The sequence below is a fragment of the Citrobacter sp. CK198 genome (assembly GCF_030333295.1).
Lineage (GTDB): Bacteria > Pseudomonadota > Gammaproteobacteria > Enterobacterales > Enterobacteriaceae > Citrobacter_B > Citrobacter_B koseri.
This window is the reverse complement of the sequence record NZ_JAOWGE010000025.1, coordinates 70,810-84,749: the sequence shown is the minus strand read 5'-3', so window position 1 is coordinate 84,749 and position 13,940 is coordinate 70,810. Positions and strand designations below refer to the sequence as shown.

Genomic DNA, 13,940 nt, shown 5'->3' with positions numbered 1-13,940 from the left:
GTGGAGCGGTAGTTCAGTTGGTTAGAATACCTGCCTGTCACGCAGGGGGTCGCGGGTTCGAGTCCCGTCCGTTCCGCCACCCTAATTAGGGGCGTAGTTCAATTGGTAGAGCACCGGTCTCCAAAACCGGGTGTTGGGAGTTCGAGTCTCTCCGCCCCTGCCAGAAAATTATCCTTAGCATTTGCTAAGGATTTTTTTTGCCTGAAAAACGGCCCCCAGCATATCCATTCAACTCCTTTCCCGGCATCCTTGCCATGGCTGTCCCTTTAATCTTCCAGGACGTTTGTTTTTAACAGATCGCGGATCAACGTATGTTTATCGCTATTTTGTAGCCATATTGCATATAACGGGCGTGAAAGCGTAGCGCTGTCGGCAACGGTATGAAGCCCGCCTTTTTCTTTGGCCCAGCCAACTGGAAGCCAGCTGCATCCATTAAGAGCAGACAGTTGCTGTCTCGCCAGTTCAGCTGAACTGGTGGTAAGAACGGGAACCTCATCGCTCGCAATCAAACCCACTTCATGCTGTTGAAAATCAGGTCCCCACTCAAGACGCAGATAATTTAATTCATCTTTCATCTGTGATGGGCTGCTGCAATACAACGCGAGTGTGAAATGTCCCAGCAATTGGCTGCTAAACTCATCCATTTTTGGCGCTTCGGTGGTAATGAGCAGATCAAGCTGACGTTCATGGAGTTGCTTTACTAACGACTGGCGTTGAGCGATCCTGGCTTCAAATTGCAGACTGGCTTGCGGCTCCAGAGACTGATATAAGCGTGCCAGCCAGTCATTGAGCATGCACTCCCACAGAGAAGCGCTGGCACCGATAGAAAACTCATTATGCCGCGATGTATGCGCCACTTCCTTACGTGCCGCCTGCCACGTATTCATCAGCGTTTCTGCATAGGGTAGTAGCTTTTCACCTGCTGCGGTTAAGCGGATATTGTTTCTGTGCCGGGTGAACAGGTTCACACCAAGCTGATTTTCCAGTTGTCTTATCCGAAAACTGACCGCCGATTGGGTCAGGTAGAGCGCTTCTGCCGCTCGTCCAAAGTGGCGTGTCCGGCTAACTTCCAGGAAAGTTTTTAACAATTCCGTATCCACAACGCTCTCCACAAAATTATTTGTCGTAATGATTTAAATCTTTTGTTTTACACTCTGTCAAGCGTAACTAATACTCCGCGCCATAAATAGCTTGGCCAAAGAATTAGGAGCGTGCAGGATGGCGGAAAGCTTTACGACGACTAATCGATATTTCGACAACAAATATTATCCACGCGGATTCTCTCGTCATGGTGATTTCACCATCAAAGAGGCACAACTGCTTGAACGTCATGGTTATGCCTTCAATGAGCTGGATCTGGGGAAACGTGAGCCAGTAACCGAAGAAGAGAGACTGTTTGTCGCGGTATGCCGTGGCGAACGTGAGCCGGTGACAGAAGCAGAACGCGTCTGGTCTAAATATATGACGCGTATTAAGCGTCCAAAACGTTTCCACACTCTGTCTGGCGGTAAACCGCAGATGGAAGGTGCGGAAGACTACACCGAATCTGATGATTAATAAAAAAGGGCGAAATGCCCTTTTTTTACGTCAGTAGTTTTTGTAAATGAATCAGTAGCCTGTCTATTGCCCGATAGCCCACAGCCTCCTGCAAATGCAGGCGCGTAATATTCTCCGTCTGTTCCAGATCGGCAATGGTACGGGCAACCTTCAGTAAGCGCTGCCAGGCTCGTATAGACAATCCCAGATGTATCAGCGTCTCCTCCAGCCAGTGCGCATCATCACTGTGTAGAGAGCAGTACTTTCGTATACCCTGGCTGTCCAGATGGGCGTTTAGCTTCCCCTGTCGTTCGTACTGGCGTTTCCGTGCGGATATCACCCGTACTTTCACTGTAGCGCTGTCCTCGCCTTTAACCGCTGCCTGACTGAGTATACCGGGCGGTGGCAGGGGAATTTCGAGCGAGAGATCGAATCGATCGAGAAAGGGGCCGGATAAACGGCTGAGGTAGCGCAACGTCTGTTCCGGGCTACAGCGATTATGGTTCCCCTGATAGTGACCGGTCGGGCTGGGATTCATCGCTGCAATCAGTTGGAAGCGCGCAGGATAGGTGATCTTTGCCCGAGTGCGCGAAAGGTGTATCTGACCAGACTCAATAGGTTCACGCAGCGCATCCAGCGTGCGTCGCTCAAACTCAGGCAGTTCATCCAGAAACAAAATACCGTTGTGCGCCAGCGATATTTCTCCTGGCGCGGGTATTGAACCTCCCCCTACCATTGCCGTTAATGACGCGCTGTGATGAGGCGAGCGGAAAGGACGTCGTTTCCACTGCCTTTGTACCGTATCGGCGTTCACCAGGCTGAGAATTGCCGCGCTTTCCAGCGCTTCTTTGTTGCTTAATGATGGCAGTAGCCCATTAATGCGGCTGGCCAGCATGGTTTTTCCCGTACCTGGCGGGCCTATCAGCAGCAGGTTGTGCCCTCCTGCGGCCGTGATTTCCAGCCCTCGTTTCCCCTGTTCCTGACCGATAACATCACTGAGATCGTCATGCAGTAAACAGGCGTCAGAATCGGTAGACACTGGTTTCTCAAGATCCCGTTTCCCTTCCAGAAATGCGCATACCGTTTGCAGATGATCTGCAATCAGGCATCCCTCTCCGCTGATTAGCCCAACTTCTGTTGCATTCTCTTTTGCAACAATGATATGTCTGCCTGCCCGAATCGCCTCGGTTGCACTGGATATCGCGCCTGGAACGCCACGTAACGCACCTGTAAGGGCCAGTTCGCCCACCAGTTCATATTCATTAAGCTTATTTGTTGTAAGTTGCTCTGACGCCGCCAGAAGCGCAATTGCGATAGGTAAATCATATCTACCGCCCTCTTTGGGTAAATCTGCCGGGGCCAGATTAATGGTGATTTTCTTCGCCGGAAATTCATACCCGCTATTGATGATTGCGCTGCGAACCCGATCCCGGGCCTCCTTTACCGTCGTTTCAGGTAGCCCAACCATTGTTAAACCCGGCAGGCCATTACTGATATGCACCTCGATGGTTATTGGCGGCGCATTAACGCCAAGTGCGGCGCGTGTGTGAACAATCGACAGTGACATAACTCCTCCCGTTGAGAGAATTATGCTGCATTAAAAACCAGAAATATCCTGCACGATTGTTAATTTTCGGCGCATATTCAGGTAATTTTATCGCCTTTTCAAAATATGCTTTGCTGTTCGGAAGCGTGCTCGCAAAAAATAACAGATGCGAAAAAAAGATGGGGGTTGCTGCTGTTTATGAGGCAAAAAGTGAAAATTTTTCATTTCCTGTTTTTTGTATAAAAAACAATGATTTTTTGCTAAACCGTTAGCTGCGTCAGAAAAATGAAAATAAAAATATCTTGTGCTATTGGCGAAAGCTATGGTAACTCTTTAGGCATTCCTTCGAACAAGATGCAAGAATAGACAAAAATGACAGCCCTTCTACGAGTGATTAGCCTGGTCGTGATTAGCGTGGTGGTGATTATTATCCCACCGTGCGGGGCTGCACTTGGACGAGGAAAGGCTTAGAAATCAAGCCTTAACGAACTAAGACCCCCGCACCGAAAGGTCCGGGGGTTTTTTTTGACCTTAAAAACATAAACGAGGAGCAGATAATGACTAATAGCATAAAATTCTGTTTCTCCAGATTTACGGCGGGGATGTAGCTATGAATGGGGCACAGTGGGTGGTACATGCTTTGCGAGCACAGGGCGTTGAAACCGTTTTTGGTTATCCCGGTGGCGCAATTATGCCGGTTTACGATGCGTTGTATGACGGCGGCGTGGAACATCTGTTGTGTCGTCACGAGCAGGGCGCGGCGATGGCGGCAATCGGCTATGCGCGTTCAACGGGCAAAACGGGCGTCTGTATCGCCACGTCTGGCCCTGGCGCTACCAATTTGATAACCGGTCTGGCTGACGCACTGTTAGATTCCGTGCCGGTTGTGGCCATCACGGGTCAGGTTTCCGCTCCGTTCATCGGAACGGACGCTTTTCAGGAGGTTGATGTGCTGGGGCTGTCGTTGGCATGTACTAAGCACAGCTTCCTCGTGCAGTCGCTGGAAGAGCTGCCGCGCATCATGGCTGAGGCTTTCCGGGTTGCGAACTCGGGTCGTCCTGGCCCTGTTCTGGTTGATATCCCCAAAGATATCCAGTTAGCCAATGGTTCACTGGAGCCGTATTTCACCACCGTTGAAAACGAAACGGCTTTCCCGCACGCGGACGTTGAGCAGGCGCGTCGGATGATGGCGCAGGCGCAAAAACCGATGCTGTACGTGGGCGGCGGCGTAGGCATGGCGCAGGCCGTACCCGCGCTGCGCGAATTTATCGCTGCGACGCAAATGCCGGTGACCTGCACGTTAAAAGGCCTGGGCGCGGTGGATGCCGACTATCCGTATTATCTCGGTATGTTGGGGATGCATGGCACTAAAGCGGCAAACTTCGCTGTTCAGGAGTGCGATCTGCTGATTGCCGTAGGGGCACGTTTTGATGACCGGGTGACGGGCAAGCTGAATACCTTTGCGCCGAACGCCCGCGTGATCCACATGGATATCGATCTGGCGGAAATGAACAAACTGCGTCAGGCGCATGTCGCGTTGCAGGGCGATCTGAACGCATTATTGCCCGCGTTACAGCAACCGTTAAATATTGACGCCTGGCGCCAGCACAATGCTGAACTGCGTACTGAGCACGCCTGGCGTTACGATCATCCCGGTGAAGCCATCTATGCGCCGCTGCTGTTAAAACAGCTGTCGGAACGTAAACCCGCAGACAGCGTGGTGACGACGGATGTGGGCCAGCATCAGATGTGGTCCGCGCAGCATATGACGTACACTCGCCCGGAGAATTTCATCACCTCCAGCGGCTTAGGTACGATGGGTTTTGGCCTGCCTGCGGCGGTTGGCGCGCAGGTTGCGAGGCCGAATGATACCGTTATCTGTATCTCCGGTGACGGCTCTTTCATGATGAATGTACAAGAGTTGGGCACCGTAAAACGCAAGCAGTTGCCGTTGAAGATTGTCTTACTCGATAACCAGCGGTTAGGCATGGTTCGACAATGGCAACAACTGTTTTTCCAGGAACGATATAGCGAAACCACCCTTACCGATAACCCCGATTTCCTCATGTTAGCCAGCGCCTTCGGCATTCCTGGCCAACACATCACCCGTAAAGACCAGGTTGAAGCGGCGCTCGACACCATGCTGAACAGTGATGGGCCATACCTGCTTCATGTCTCAATCGACGAACTTGAGAATGTCTGGCCCCTGGTGCCGCCTGGCGCCAGTAACTCAGAAATGCTGGAGAAATTATCATGATGCAACATCAGGTCAATGTGGCAGCTCGTTTCAACCCGGAAACGTTAGAACGTGTTTTACGCGTGGTTCGCCACCGTGGTTTTCAGGTGTGCTCCATGAATATGGAAGCCGCCACCGATGCGCAAAATATAAATATCGAATTGACCGTTGCCAGCCCCCGGTCGGTCGACTTACTGTTTAGTCAGTTAAGTAAACTGGTAGATGTTGCACATGTTGCTATCTGCCAGAGCACAACCACATCACAACAAATCCGCGCCTGAGCGCAAAAGGAAGAAAAATGACGACGAAAAAAGCTGATTACATCTGGTTCAATGGTGAGATGATTCGTTGGGAAGATGCGAAGGTTCATGTGATGTCCCACGCACTGCACTACGGTACTTCCGTGTTTGAAGGGATCCGTTGCTACGACTCTCACAAAGGTCCAGTGGTGTTCCGCCATCGTGAACACATGCAGCGTTTGCATGATTCAGCCAAAATCTATCGTTTTCCCGTCTCCCAGAGCGTTGATGAGCTGATGGAAGCCTGCCGCGACGTTATCCGTAAAAACAACCTGACCAGCGCGTATATTCGTCCGCTGGTGTTTGTGGGCGATGTGGGGATGGGCGTTAACCCGCCTCCGGGATACAGCACTGACGTCATCATCGCGGCGTTCCCATGGGGCGCATACCTGGGCGCAGAAGCGCTGGATCAGGGGATCGATGCGATGGTTTCTTCCTGGAACCGCGCAGCGCCAAACACCATTCCGACAGCGGCAAAAGCGGGCGGTAACTACCTTTCTTCACTGCTGGTAGGGAGTGAAGCGCGTCGTCATGGCTACCAGGAAGGTATCGCGTTGGATGTGAATGGTTATATTTCCGAAGGCGCAGGCGAAAACCTGTTTGAAGTGAAAGATGGCGTGTTGTTTACCCCGCCGTTTACCTCCTCCGCGCTGCCAGGTATTACCCGTGATGCGATCATTAAGCTGGCGAAAGAGCTGGATATCGAAGTGCGTGAGCAGGTGCTGTCTCGCGAATCTCTGTATCTGGCGGACGAAGTGTTTATGTCCGGTACTGCGGCAGAGATCACACCGGTTCGCAGCGTGGACGGTATCCAGGTAGGCGAGGGCCGCTGCGGTCCGGTCACCAAACGTATTCAGCAAGCATTCTTTGGCCTCTTCACCGGTGAAACCGAAGATAAATGGGGCTGGTTGGATCAGGTAAATCCATAAATTAAAAATAAATGGGACGGCACGCACCGTCCCATTTAACAGACAGACACTGGGAGTAAATTACGCATGCCTAAGTATCGTTCCGCCACAACCACACATGGTCGCAATATGGCGGGTGCCCGCGCGCTGTGGCGCGCCACCGGGATGACCGATGCCGATTTTGGCAAACCGATCATCGCCGTCGTGAACTCATTCACCCAGTTTGTGCCGGGTCACGTTCATCTGCGCGATCTCGGTAAGCTGGTCGCCGAACAGATTGAAGCCGCTGGCGGCGTCGCCAAAGAGTTCAACACCATTGCCGTGGATGATGGAATCGCTATGGGTCACGGGGGCATGCTGTATTCACTGCCGTCTCGCGAACTGATCGCCGACTCGGTGGAGTACATGGTGAACGCCCACTGTGCGGATGCGATGGTCTGTATCTCCAACTGCGACAAAATCACCCCAGGGATGCTGATGGCCTCGCTGCGCCTGAACATTCCGGTAATTTTTGTCTCCGGCGGCCCGATGGAAGCCGGGAAAACCAAACTTTCCGATCAGATCATCAAGCTCGATCTGGTTGATGCGATGATTCAGGGCGCGGACCCGAAAGTTTCTGACGATCAGAGCAATCAGGTCGAACGCTCCGCCTGCCCGACCTGTGGGTCGTGTTCCGGGATGTTCACCGCTAACTCAATGAACTGCCTGACGGAAGCGCTGGGCCTGTCGCAGCCGGGCAACGGCTCGTTGCTGGCAACCCACGCCGATCGCAAGCAGCTGTTCCTCAATGCCGGTAAGCGCATTGTTGAGCTGACTAAACGTTACTACGAGCAGGACGACGCTTCCGCACTGCCGCGTAATATCGCCAGTAAAGCGGCGTTTGAAAACGCCATGACGCTGGATATCGCCATGGGCGGTTCGACCAACACCGTTTTACACCTGCTGGCGGCGGCGCAGGAAGCGGAAATCGACTTCACTATGAGCGATATCGACAAGCTTTCCCGCAAGGTTCCACAGTTGTGTAAAGTCGCGCCAAGTACGCAGAAATACCACATGGAAGACGTCCACCGTGCAGGTGGCGTGCTGGGTATTCTGGGCGAGCTGGATCGCGCCGGGCTGATGAATCGCGATGTAAAAAACGTGCTGGGTCTGACGCTGCCGCAAACGCTGGAGCAGTACGACGTTATGGTCAGCCAGAATGAAGCGGTAAAACAGATGTTCCGTGCAGGCCCGGCGGGTATCCGCACGACGCAGGCGTTCTCGCAGGATTGCCGCTGGGATTCGCTGGATACCGACCGCGCCGAAGGCTGCATTCGCTCGCTGGAACATGCCTACAGCAAAGATGGCGGTCTGGCGGTGCTCTACGGTAACTTTGCTGAAAACGGCTGTATCGTAAAAACTGCGGGCGTGGATGACAGCATCCTGAAATTTACCGGCCCGGCGAAAGTCTATGAAAGCCAGGACGATGCGGTTGAGGCGATTCTTGGCGGTAAGGTGGTTGCCGGTGATGTGGTGGTTATTCGCTACGAAGGGCCGAAGGGTGGTCCTGGTATGCAGGAAATGCTCTACCCGACTACCTTCCTGAAATCGATGGGGCTGGGTAAAGCCTGTGCGCTGATCACCGATGGCCGTTTCTCCGGCGGCACGTCTGGCCTCTCTATCGGTCACGTCTCACCGGAAGCGGCCAGCGGCGGTAATATCGCCATCATTGAAGATGGCGACATGATTGCTATTGATATTCCAAACCGTGGTATTCAACTGCAACTGAGCGATGCGGAAATCGCCGCGCGTCGCGAAGCGCAGGAAGCCCGTGGTGATAAAGCCTGGACGCCGAAAGATCGTCAGCGTCCGGTCTCCTTTGCGCTGCGTGCTTATGCCAGCCTGGCGACCAGCGCCGATAAAGGCGCGGTACGCGATAAATCGAAGCTGGGAGGTTGATGATGGCCGAGTCGCAACCCCTGTCAGCCGCCCCGGAAGGGGCGGAGTACCTGCGTGCGGTACTCCGCGCGCCGGTATATGAAGCAGCGCAGGTGACGCCGCTGCAAAAAATGGAAAAACTCTCTTCGCGCCTCGACAACGTTATTCTCGTGAAGCGTGAAGACAGGCAGCCTGTACACAGCTTCAAGCTGCGCGGAGCCTACGCGATGATGGCGGGGCTCACCGAAGAACAAAAAGCCCACGGCGTTATCACCGCATCGGCGGGTAACCATGCTCAGGGCGTGGCGTTCTCCTCCGCGCGTTTGGGTGTGAAGGCATTGATTGTGATGCCGCTGGCGACCGCTGATATCAAAGTGGACGCGGTGCGCGGGTTTGGCGGGGAAGTGCTGCTGCACGGCGCGAACTTTGATGAAGCGAAAGCAAAAGCTATCGAGCTGGCGCAACAGCAGGGCTTTACCTGGGTTCCGCCGTTCGATCATCCGATGGTGATTGCCGGGCAGGGCACGCTGGCGCTGGAACTGCTCCAGCAGGATGCGCATCTCGACCGCGTATTCGTGCCGGTTGGCGGCGGTGGACTGGCGGCAGGCGTAGCGGTGCTCATCAAACAACTGATGCCGCAAATCAAAGTGATCGCCGTTGAAGCGGAAGATTCGGCCTGCCTGAAAGCGGCGCTGGATGCCGGTCATCCGGTGGATCTCCCGCGTGTGGGGCTGTTTGCCGAAGGCGTGGCGGTTAAACGTATCGGTGATGAAACCTTCCGTCTGTGCCAGGAATACCTCGACGACATTATCACCGTCGACAGCGATGCGATTTGCGCAGCGATGAAAGATCTGTTCGAGGATGTGCGTGCGGTGGCGGAACCTTCCGGTGCGCTGGCGCTGGCGGGGATGAAAAAATACATCGCCCAACACAATATTCGCGGCGAACGCCTGGCGCATGTGCTTTCTGGCGCGAATGTGAACTTTCATGGTCTGCGCTATGTGTCTGAACGCTGCGAGCTGGGTGAACAGCGCGAAGCGCTACTGGCGGTGACTATCCCGGAAGAGAAAGGCAGCTTCCTGAAGTTTTGTCAGCTGCTGGGCGGCCGTTCCGTTACCGAATTTAACTACCGTTTTGCCGACGCTCAAGATGCCTGCATTTTTGTCGGCGTCCGTCTGAGCCGTGGACTGGAAGAGCGCAAAGAGATCCTCGCGCTGCTGCATGAAGGCGGCTACAGCGTGGTGGATCTCTCCGATGACGAAATGGCGAAACTGCATGTGCGCTATATGGTTGGCGGACGCCCATCGAAACCGTTGCAGGAACGTCTGTACAGTTTCGAATTTCCAGAGTCGCCCGGCGCGCTGCTGAAGTTTCTGCACACGCTGGGAACGCACTGGAATATTTCGCTGTTCCACTATCGCAGCCACGGCACCGACTATGGTCGTGTGCTGGCGGCGTTCGAACTGGGCGAAAACGAACCTGATTTCGAAACCCGGCTGAACGAGCTGGGCTACGAGTGCCACAACGAAAGCGACAACCCGGCGTTCCGCTTTTTCCTGGCGGGTTAGGGTGTTCGGGAAAATGCCTGATGGCGCTGCGCTTATCAGGTCTACGTTCTTTTGAGCCGTAGGCCGGATAAGGCGCTTGCGCCGCCATCCGGCTAGTGGTTGGGCAGAATGTTCCAGAACGCATCAATAAGCGGCTCATGCAGCCGCTTTTTTTGTGCGCAAACGCCCAGCTCAAACGGCGTTTTCTCGTCGCTGCGCTCCAGGATCATCACGCGGTTACGCACGGGTTCAGGGCTATTTTCCAATACCACTTCCGGCAGCAGCGCCACGCCGCAGCCGAGCGCGACCATCGACACCATCGCTTCATGTCCACCGACCGTCGCGTATATCGACGGATTGCTGATTTTCTGACGGCGGAACCACAGCTCAATACGGCGACGCACTGGGCCTTGATCGGCCATGATAAACGGCACTGTTGACCAGTCGGGTTTATCCACTGAGACCTGATTTCGCACCGGGCAAGGCAATGCGGGAGCTATCAGCACCACCGCCAGATTCTCCAGCATTGAAAACGCGACCGCGCCGGGCAGGGTTTCCGGTTTACCGGCAATCGCCAGATCCGCCTCGCCCGTCACCACTTTTTCCATCGCATCGGCGGCATCGCCGGTGGTGAGTTTGATTTCCACAGAGGGATGCTCCGCCCGGAAACGGTCAAGAATGGGCGGCAGATGGCTATAAGCGGCGGTGACCGAGCAGAAGATATGCAGCTCGCCCGACAGCGACGGGCCTTGTTGGTCGATGGTGTGGCGTAACTGCTGATACTGCAACAGCGTTTGCTGGGCGAACGTTCGCAGCTCTTCTCCCGCTTCGGTGAGCGTAACGGTACGGTTATCGCGAATGAACAGCGGCTGGCCGAGATCCTCTTCGAGGCGTTGAATCTGCCGGGAGAGCGTGGAAGGGCTAACGTGCATTGCCCGCGCGCTGCGGCCAAAATGGCGACTTTCCGCCAGATGCAGGAAGGTTTTCAGATCGCGTAAATCCACTGGCTTTACTCCCGATGTCTACGTTGCAGAAATTGCAATGTGATGTTGTGAATATATCAATTTCCGCAATAAATTTCCTGTCATATAGTGAGTTCATTCTCTCTTGCACAGACACGGCAAGCGAACCGAACAATAAGCACGACACAACATCACGGAGTTACAGATATGGCTAACTACTTTAATACACTGAATCTGCGCCAGCAGTTGGCGCAACTGGGTAAATGTCGCTTTATGGGCCGCGATGAATTTGCCGATGGCGCGAGCTACCTTCAGGGTAAAAAAGTGGTCATCGTCGGCTGTGGCGCTCAGGGGCTGAACCAGGGCCTGAACATGCGTGACTCCGGTCTGGATATCGCCTACGCCCTGCGTAAAGAGGCGATTGCCGAGAAACGTGCTTCCTGGCGTAAAGCGACTGAAAACGGCTTCAAAGTGGGGACTTACGAAGAGCTGATCCCGCAGGCTGATCTGGTGGTTAACCTGACGCCGGACAAACAGCACTCCGACGTGGTGCGTTCCGTGCAGCCGCTGATGAAAGACGGCGCGGCGCTGGGTTACTCCCACGGTTTCAACATCGTGGAAGTGGGCGAGCAGATCCGCAAAGACATCACCGTGGTGATGGTGGCGCCGAAGTGCCCGGGTACTGAAGTCCGTGAAGAGTACAAACGTGGTTTCGGTGTACCGACGCTGATCGCCGTTCACCCGGAAAACGATCCGAAAGGCGAAGGGATGGCGATTGCCAAAGCATGGGCGGCGGCAACTGGCGGTCATCGTGCGGGCGTGCTGGAGTCCTCCTTCGTGGCGGAAGTGAAATCTGACCTGATGGGCGAGCAGACCATCCTGTGCGGTATGCTGCAAGCGGGTTCTCTGCTGTGCTTCGATAAGCTGGTGGAAGAAGGTACCGATCCGGCATATGCGGAAAAACTGATTCAGTACGGCTGGGAAACTATCACCGAAGCGCTGAAGCAGGGCGGCATTACGCTGATGATGGATCGTCTGTCCAATCCGGCAAAACTGCGTGCTTATGCGCTGTCTGAACAGCTGAAAACCATCATGGCGCCGCTGTTCCAGAAACACATGGACGACATCATCTCCGGTGAATTCTCCTCCGGCATGATGGCGGACTGGGCGAATGACGATAAGAAACTGCTGACCTGGCGCGAAGAGACCGGTAAAACCGCATTCGAAACCGCGCCGCAGTATGAAGGTAAAATCGGTGAGCAGGAGTACTTCGATAAAGGCGTACTGATGATCGCGATGGTGAAAGCGGGCGTTGAGCTGGCATTCGAAACCATGGTGGATTCCGGCATCATCGAAGAGTCTGCGTACTATGAGTCACTGCACGAACTGCCGCTGATCGCCAACACCATCGCCCGTAAGCGTCTGTATGAAATGAACGTGGTTATCTCTGATACCGCCGAGTACGGCAACTACCTGTTCTCTTACGCTTGCGTACCGTTGCTGAAAGCGTTCATGACTGAAATTCAACCGGGCGATCTGGGTAAAGCGATTGCTGAAGGCGCGGTTGACAACGCACAGCTGCGTGATGTGAACGAAGCGATTCGTGGCCACGCTATTGAGAAAGTGGGCCAGAAACTGCGTGGCTATATGACTGATATGAAACGCATTGCGGTAGCTGGTTAAACAGGTTGTCGGGTGGCGCTAGCGCTTACCCGACCTACAAAAAGCCATTATTTCGTAGGCCGGATAAGCGTTAGCGCCATCAGGCAAAAAAGCCCGGAGTATGAACCTCCGGGCTTTTTATTAGTTGCGATACAGCACCTTAATGATGTGGTATCCGAACTGAGTGTGCAGTGGGCCGGTTGGCTCCAGCACCGGGCAGGAGAAGACCACTTTGTCGAACGCCGGAACCATCTGGCCCTGACGAAACTCACCTAAGTCACCGCCTCTTTTGCCTGACGGGCAGATAGAGTGCTTTTTCGCCAGTTTGCCAAAGTCGGCGCCATTCTTGATTTGTTCCAGAAGATCCAGCGCCAGCTTCTCTTCTTTTACCAGGATATGCAGTGCTGCTGCGGTTTTCGCCATTATTTCGCTCTCATGTCTCAAAGGTTGCCCGCCACTTTATCATTCCTTAGGGCGTCGGACATATACTCTTCGCCATCGCAGGACAGATGTCCCACCGGGTTTAATGAACCGGGAGATGAACGACACTTTTATCAGACATATTCCCTCTGCAACAGGACAGCCGTCCTGTCTTTCCATCTCAGGAGAGAGATAACATGAGCTCAATGAAAAACGCAGAATTTTCAGGCGACTGGCTGACAGGGCTAACCCAAATCGTACGCGATCCGCAGCTGTATGAGCTACTCAAATATTGCCCGCTGGACATCATGCAGCGCTGGCGCGTTGAGGAAATACCTCGCGGAGCGCTGATTTGCCGTCAGGGCGACATTTGTCGGCAATTCTCGCTGATTGTTTCCGGTGAGGTGGATGTCTTTTACGAAGCTGAAGACGGGCGCCGTTATCGGCAGGCACATTACCGCAAAGGCGACATGCTGGGCGAGCTGGAGATTTTTGAGTCGCGGCATTACATCTGTTCGGTGATGGCGGTTGGTAGCGTTCAGTTGTTAAGCCTGCCGCAGGCGGATTTTCATCGCTGGCTGGCGCTGGATAACCATTTTAACCAGCGGATGCTGCGCTTTTTCAGCCAGCAATATTATCAGTTGTCGAAAAAGGCCAGCAGCGACAATTTGTACTCGCTGTATCAACGGGTTTGCCAGGCATTATGGCAGCGATATCAACATGATGAATCGACCACGATTTTGCTGGATAAACAAAATCTCAGTCAGGAATTTGCGGCGACGACGCGCAGTATCAACCGTATTTTGCACGATCTGAAATCGCTGAAAATTATTGATACCGACGGTGAGCGGATCGTCTTATTAGCCCCTGAAAAACTGAAACAGGAGGCGGAGATCTGAGTCCCTCA

The 13,940-nt window shown here is 53.9% G+C and carries 14 protein-coding genes and 2 tRNA genes; 12 read left to right on the top strand and 4 right to left on the bottom strand.

The genetic code is table 11. The annotated features are described in order from the left end of the window. Positions 1–2: 2 nt before the first annotated feature. Positions 3–79, top strand: a tRNA-Asp gene (locus OGY62_RS04780). Positions 80–87: 8 nt separating this feature from the next. After that, positions 88–163, top strand: a tRNA-Trp gene (locus tag OGY62_RS04775). A 103-nt stretch (positions 164–266) separates the two neighbouring features. Here OGY62_RS04775 and hdfR read toward each other — a convergent pair. Further along, positions 267–1,112 (bottom strand): HTH-type transcriptional regulator HdfR, encoded by an 846-nt coding sequence (hdfR, locus tag OGY62_RS04770; protein WP_161799994.1) that lies wholly within the window; start codon positions 1,110–1,112, stop codon positions 267–269. Positions 1,113–1,218: 106 nt separating this feature from the next. Between hdfR and maoP the strand changes: the two genes are divergently transcribed. Next, entirely contained in the window at positions 1,219–1,557 is a 339-nt protein-coding gene (gene maoP, locus OGY62_RS04765) for a macrodomain Ori organization protein MaoP (RefSeq protein ID WP_012131115.1), read from the top strand. 25 nt (positions 1,558–1,582) lie between these two features. On the opposite strand, the gene OGY62_RS04760 is transcribed toward maoP, so the two are convergent. Next, complete coding sequence (locus OGY62_RS04760) at positions 1,583–3,103, bottom strand: YifB family Mg chelatase-like AAA ATPase (protein ID WP_286459202.1); 1,521 nt, start codon at positions 3,101–3,103, stop codon at positions 1,583–1,585. A gap of 351 nt (positions 3,104–3,454) precedes the next feature. Here OGY62_RS04760 and ilvL point away from each other — a divergent pair, with 351 nt between their 5' ends. The 7 genes from ilvL to ilvA all read left to right on the top strand — a co-directional run bounded on the left by ilvL (position 3,455) and on the right by ilvA (position 10,010). After that, positions 3,455–3,553: an ilv operon leader peptide gene (gene ilvL / locus OGY62_RS04755; protein ID WP_001311244.1), complete on the top strand. Its 99-nt coding sequence runs from the start codon at positions 3,455–3,457 to the stop codon at positions 3,551–3,553. Between the two features lie 86 nt (positions 3,554–3,639). Beyond that, the gene (ilvX, locus tag OGY62_RS23295) at positions 3,640–3,690 is read left to right on the top strand and encodes a peptide IlvX (RefSeq protein ID WP_202401504.1); all 51 of its coding nucleotides are present in this window, start codon (positions 3,640–3,642) and stop codon (positions 3,688–3,690) included. 2 nt (positions 3,691–3,692) lie between these two features. Beyond that, positions 3,693–5,339: an acetolactate synthase 2 catalytic subunit gene (ilvG, locus tag OGY62_RS04750; RefSeq protein ID WP_286459201.1), complete on the top strand. Its 1,647-nt coding sequence runs from the start codon at positions 3,693–3,695 to the stop codon at positions 5,337–5,339. Further along, positions 5,336–5,599: an acetolactate synthase 2 small subunit gene (gene ilvM / locus OGY62_RS04745; protein ID WP_012131119.1), complete on the top strand. Its 264-nt coding sequence runs from the start codon at positions 5,336–5,338 to the stop codon at positions 5,597–5,599. The genes ilvG and ilvM overlap by 4 nt, the downstream gene beginning before the upstream one ends. Before the next feature lie 17 nt (positions 5,600–5,616). Continuing rightward, positions 5,617–6,546: a branched-chain-amino-acid transaminase gene (gene ilvE / locus OGY62_RS04740; RefSeq protein ID WP_012131120.1), complete on the top strand. Its 930-nt coding sequence runs from the start codon at positions 5,617–5,619 to the stop codon at positions 6,544–6,546. Between the two features lie 66 nt (positions 6,547–6,612). Continuing rightward, on the top strand, positions 6,613–8,463 hold the full coding sequence (gene ilvD / locus OGY62_RS04735; protein WP_024130091.1) for a dihydroxy-acid dehydratase: 1,851 nt from the start codon (positions 6,613–6,615) through the stop codon (positions 8,461–8,463). A 2-nt stretch (positions 8,464–8,465) separates the two neighbouring features. After that, positions 8,466–10,010, top strand: a complete 1,545-nt coding sequence (gene ilvA, locus OGY62_RS04730; RefSeq protein ID WP_024130092.1) for a threonine ammonia-lyase, biosynthetic — start codon at positions 8,466–8,468, stop codon at positions 10,008–10,010. A gap of 92 nt (positions 10,011–10,102) precedes the next feature. Here ilvA and ilvY read toward each other — a convergent pair whose 3' ends face one another. Next, a complete protein-coding gene (gene ilvY / locus OGY62_RS04725; protein WP_024130093.1) occupies positions 10,103–10,993 on the bottom strand; it encodes an HTH-type transcriptional activator IlvY in 891 nt (296 codons plus the stop codon). A 165-nt stretch (positions 10,994–11,158) separates the two neighbouring features. Here ilvY and ilvC point away from each other — a divergent pair, with 165 nt between their 5' ends. Then, complete coding sequence (gene ilvC, locus OGY62_RS04720; protein WP_012131124.1) at positions 11,159–12,634, top strand: ketol-acid reductoisomerase; 1,476 nt, start codon at positions 11,159–11,161, stop codon at positions 12,632–12,634. Between the two features lie 120 nt (positions 12,635–12,754). Here the strand turns inward: ilvC and ppiC are convergent, their stop codons facing one another. Further along, the gene (ppiC, locus tag OGY62_RS04715) at positions 12,755–13,036 is read right to left on the bottom strand and encodes a peptidylprolyl isomerase PpiC (RefSeq protein WP_001140251.1); all 282 of its coding nucleotides are present in this window, start codon (positions 13,034–13,036) and stop codon (positions 12,755–12,757) included. 194 nt (positions 13,037–13,230) lie between these two features. On the opposite strand from ppiC, the gene OGY62_RS04710 reads away from it, so the two are divergent. Then, a complete protein-coding gene (locus OGY62_RS04710; RefSeq protein WP_024130094.1) occupies positions 13,231–13,932 on the top strand; it encodes a Crp/Fnr family transcriptional regulator in 702 nt (233 codons plus the stop codon). The last annotated feature ends 8 nt before the right edge of the window (positions 13,933–13,940 follow it).

Bases quoted from the DNA above. Each gene is read 5' to 3' on its own strand.
- ilvA (WP_024130092.1), top strand. From the start codon at position 8,466: ATGGCCGAGTCGCAACCCCTGTCAGCCGCCCCGGAAGGGGCGGAGTAC.
- ilvD (WP_024130091.1), top strand. From the start codon at position 6,613: ATGCCTAAGTATCGTTCCGCCACAACCACACATGGTCGCAATATGGCG.
- ilvE (WP_012131120.1), top strand. From the start codon at position 5,617: ATGACGACGAAAAAAGCTGATTACATCTGGTTCAATGGTGAGATGATT.
- OGY62_RS04760 (WP_286459202.1), bottom strand. From the start codon at position 3,103: ATGTCACTGTCGATTGTTCACACACGCGCCGCACTTGGCGTTAATGCG.
- ppiC (WP_001140251.1), bottom strand. From the start codon at position 13,036: ATGGCGAAAACCGCAGCAGCACTGCATATCCTGGTAAAAGAAGAGAAG.
- ilvM (WP_012131119.1), top strand. From the start codon at position 5,336: ATGATGCAACATCAGGTCAATGTGGCAGCTCGTTTCAACCCGGAAACG.
- ilvG (WP_286459201.1), top strand. From the start codon at position 3,693: ATGAATGGGGCACAGTGGGTGGTACATGCTTTGCGAGCACAGGGCGTT.
- ilvC (WP_012131124.1), top strand. From the start codon at position 11,159: ATGGCTAACTACTTTAATACACTGAATCTGCGCCAGCAGTTGGCGCAA.
- ilvL (WP_001311244.1), top strand. From the start codon at position 3,455: ATGACAGCCCTTCTACGAGTGATTAGCCTGGTCGTGATTAGCGTGGTG.
- maoP (WP_012131115.1), top strand. From the start codon at position 1,219: ATGGCGGAAAGCTTTACGACGACTAATCGATATTTCGACAACAAATAT.
- OGY62_RS04710 (WP_024130094.1), top strand. From the start codon at position 13,231: ATGAGCTCAATGAAAAACGCAGAATTTTCAGGCGACTGGCTGACAGGG.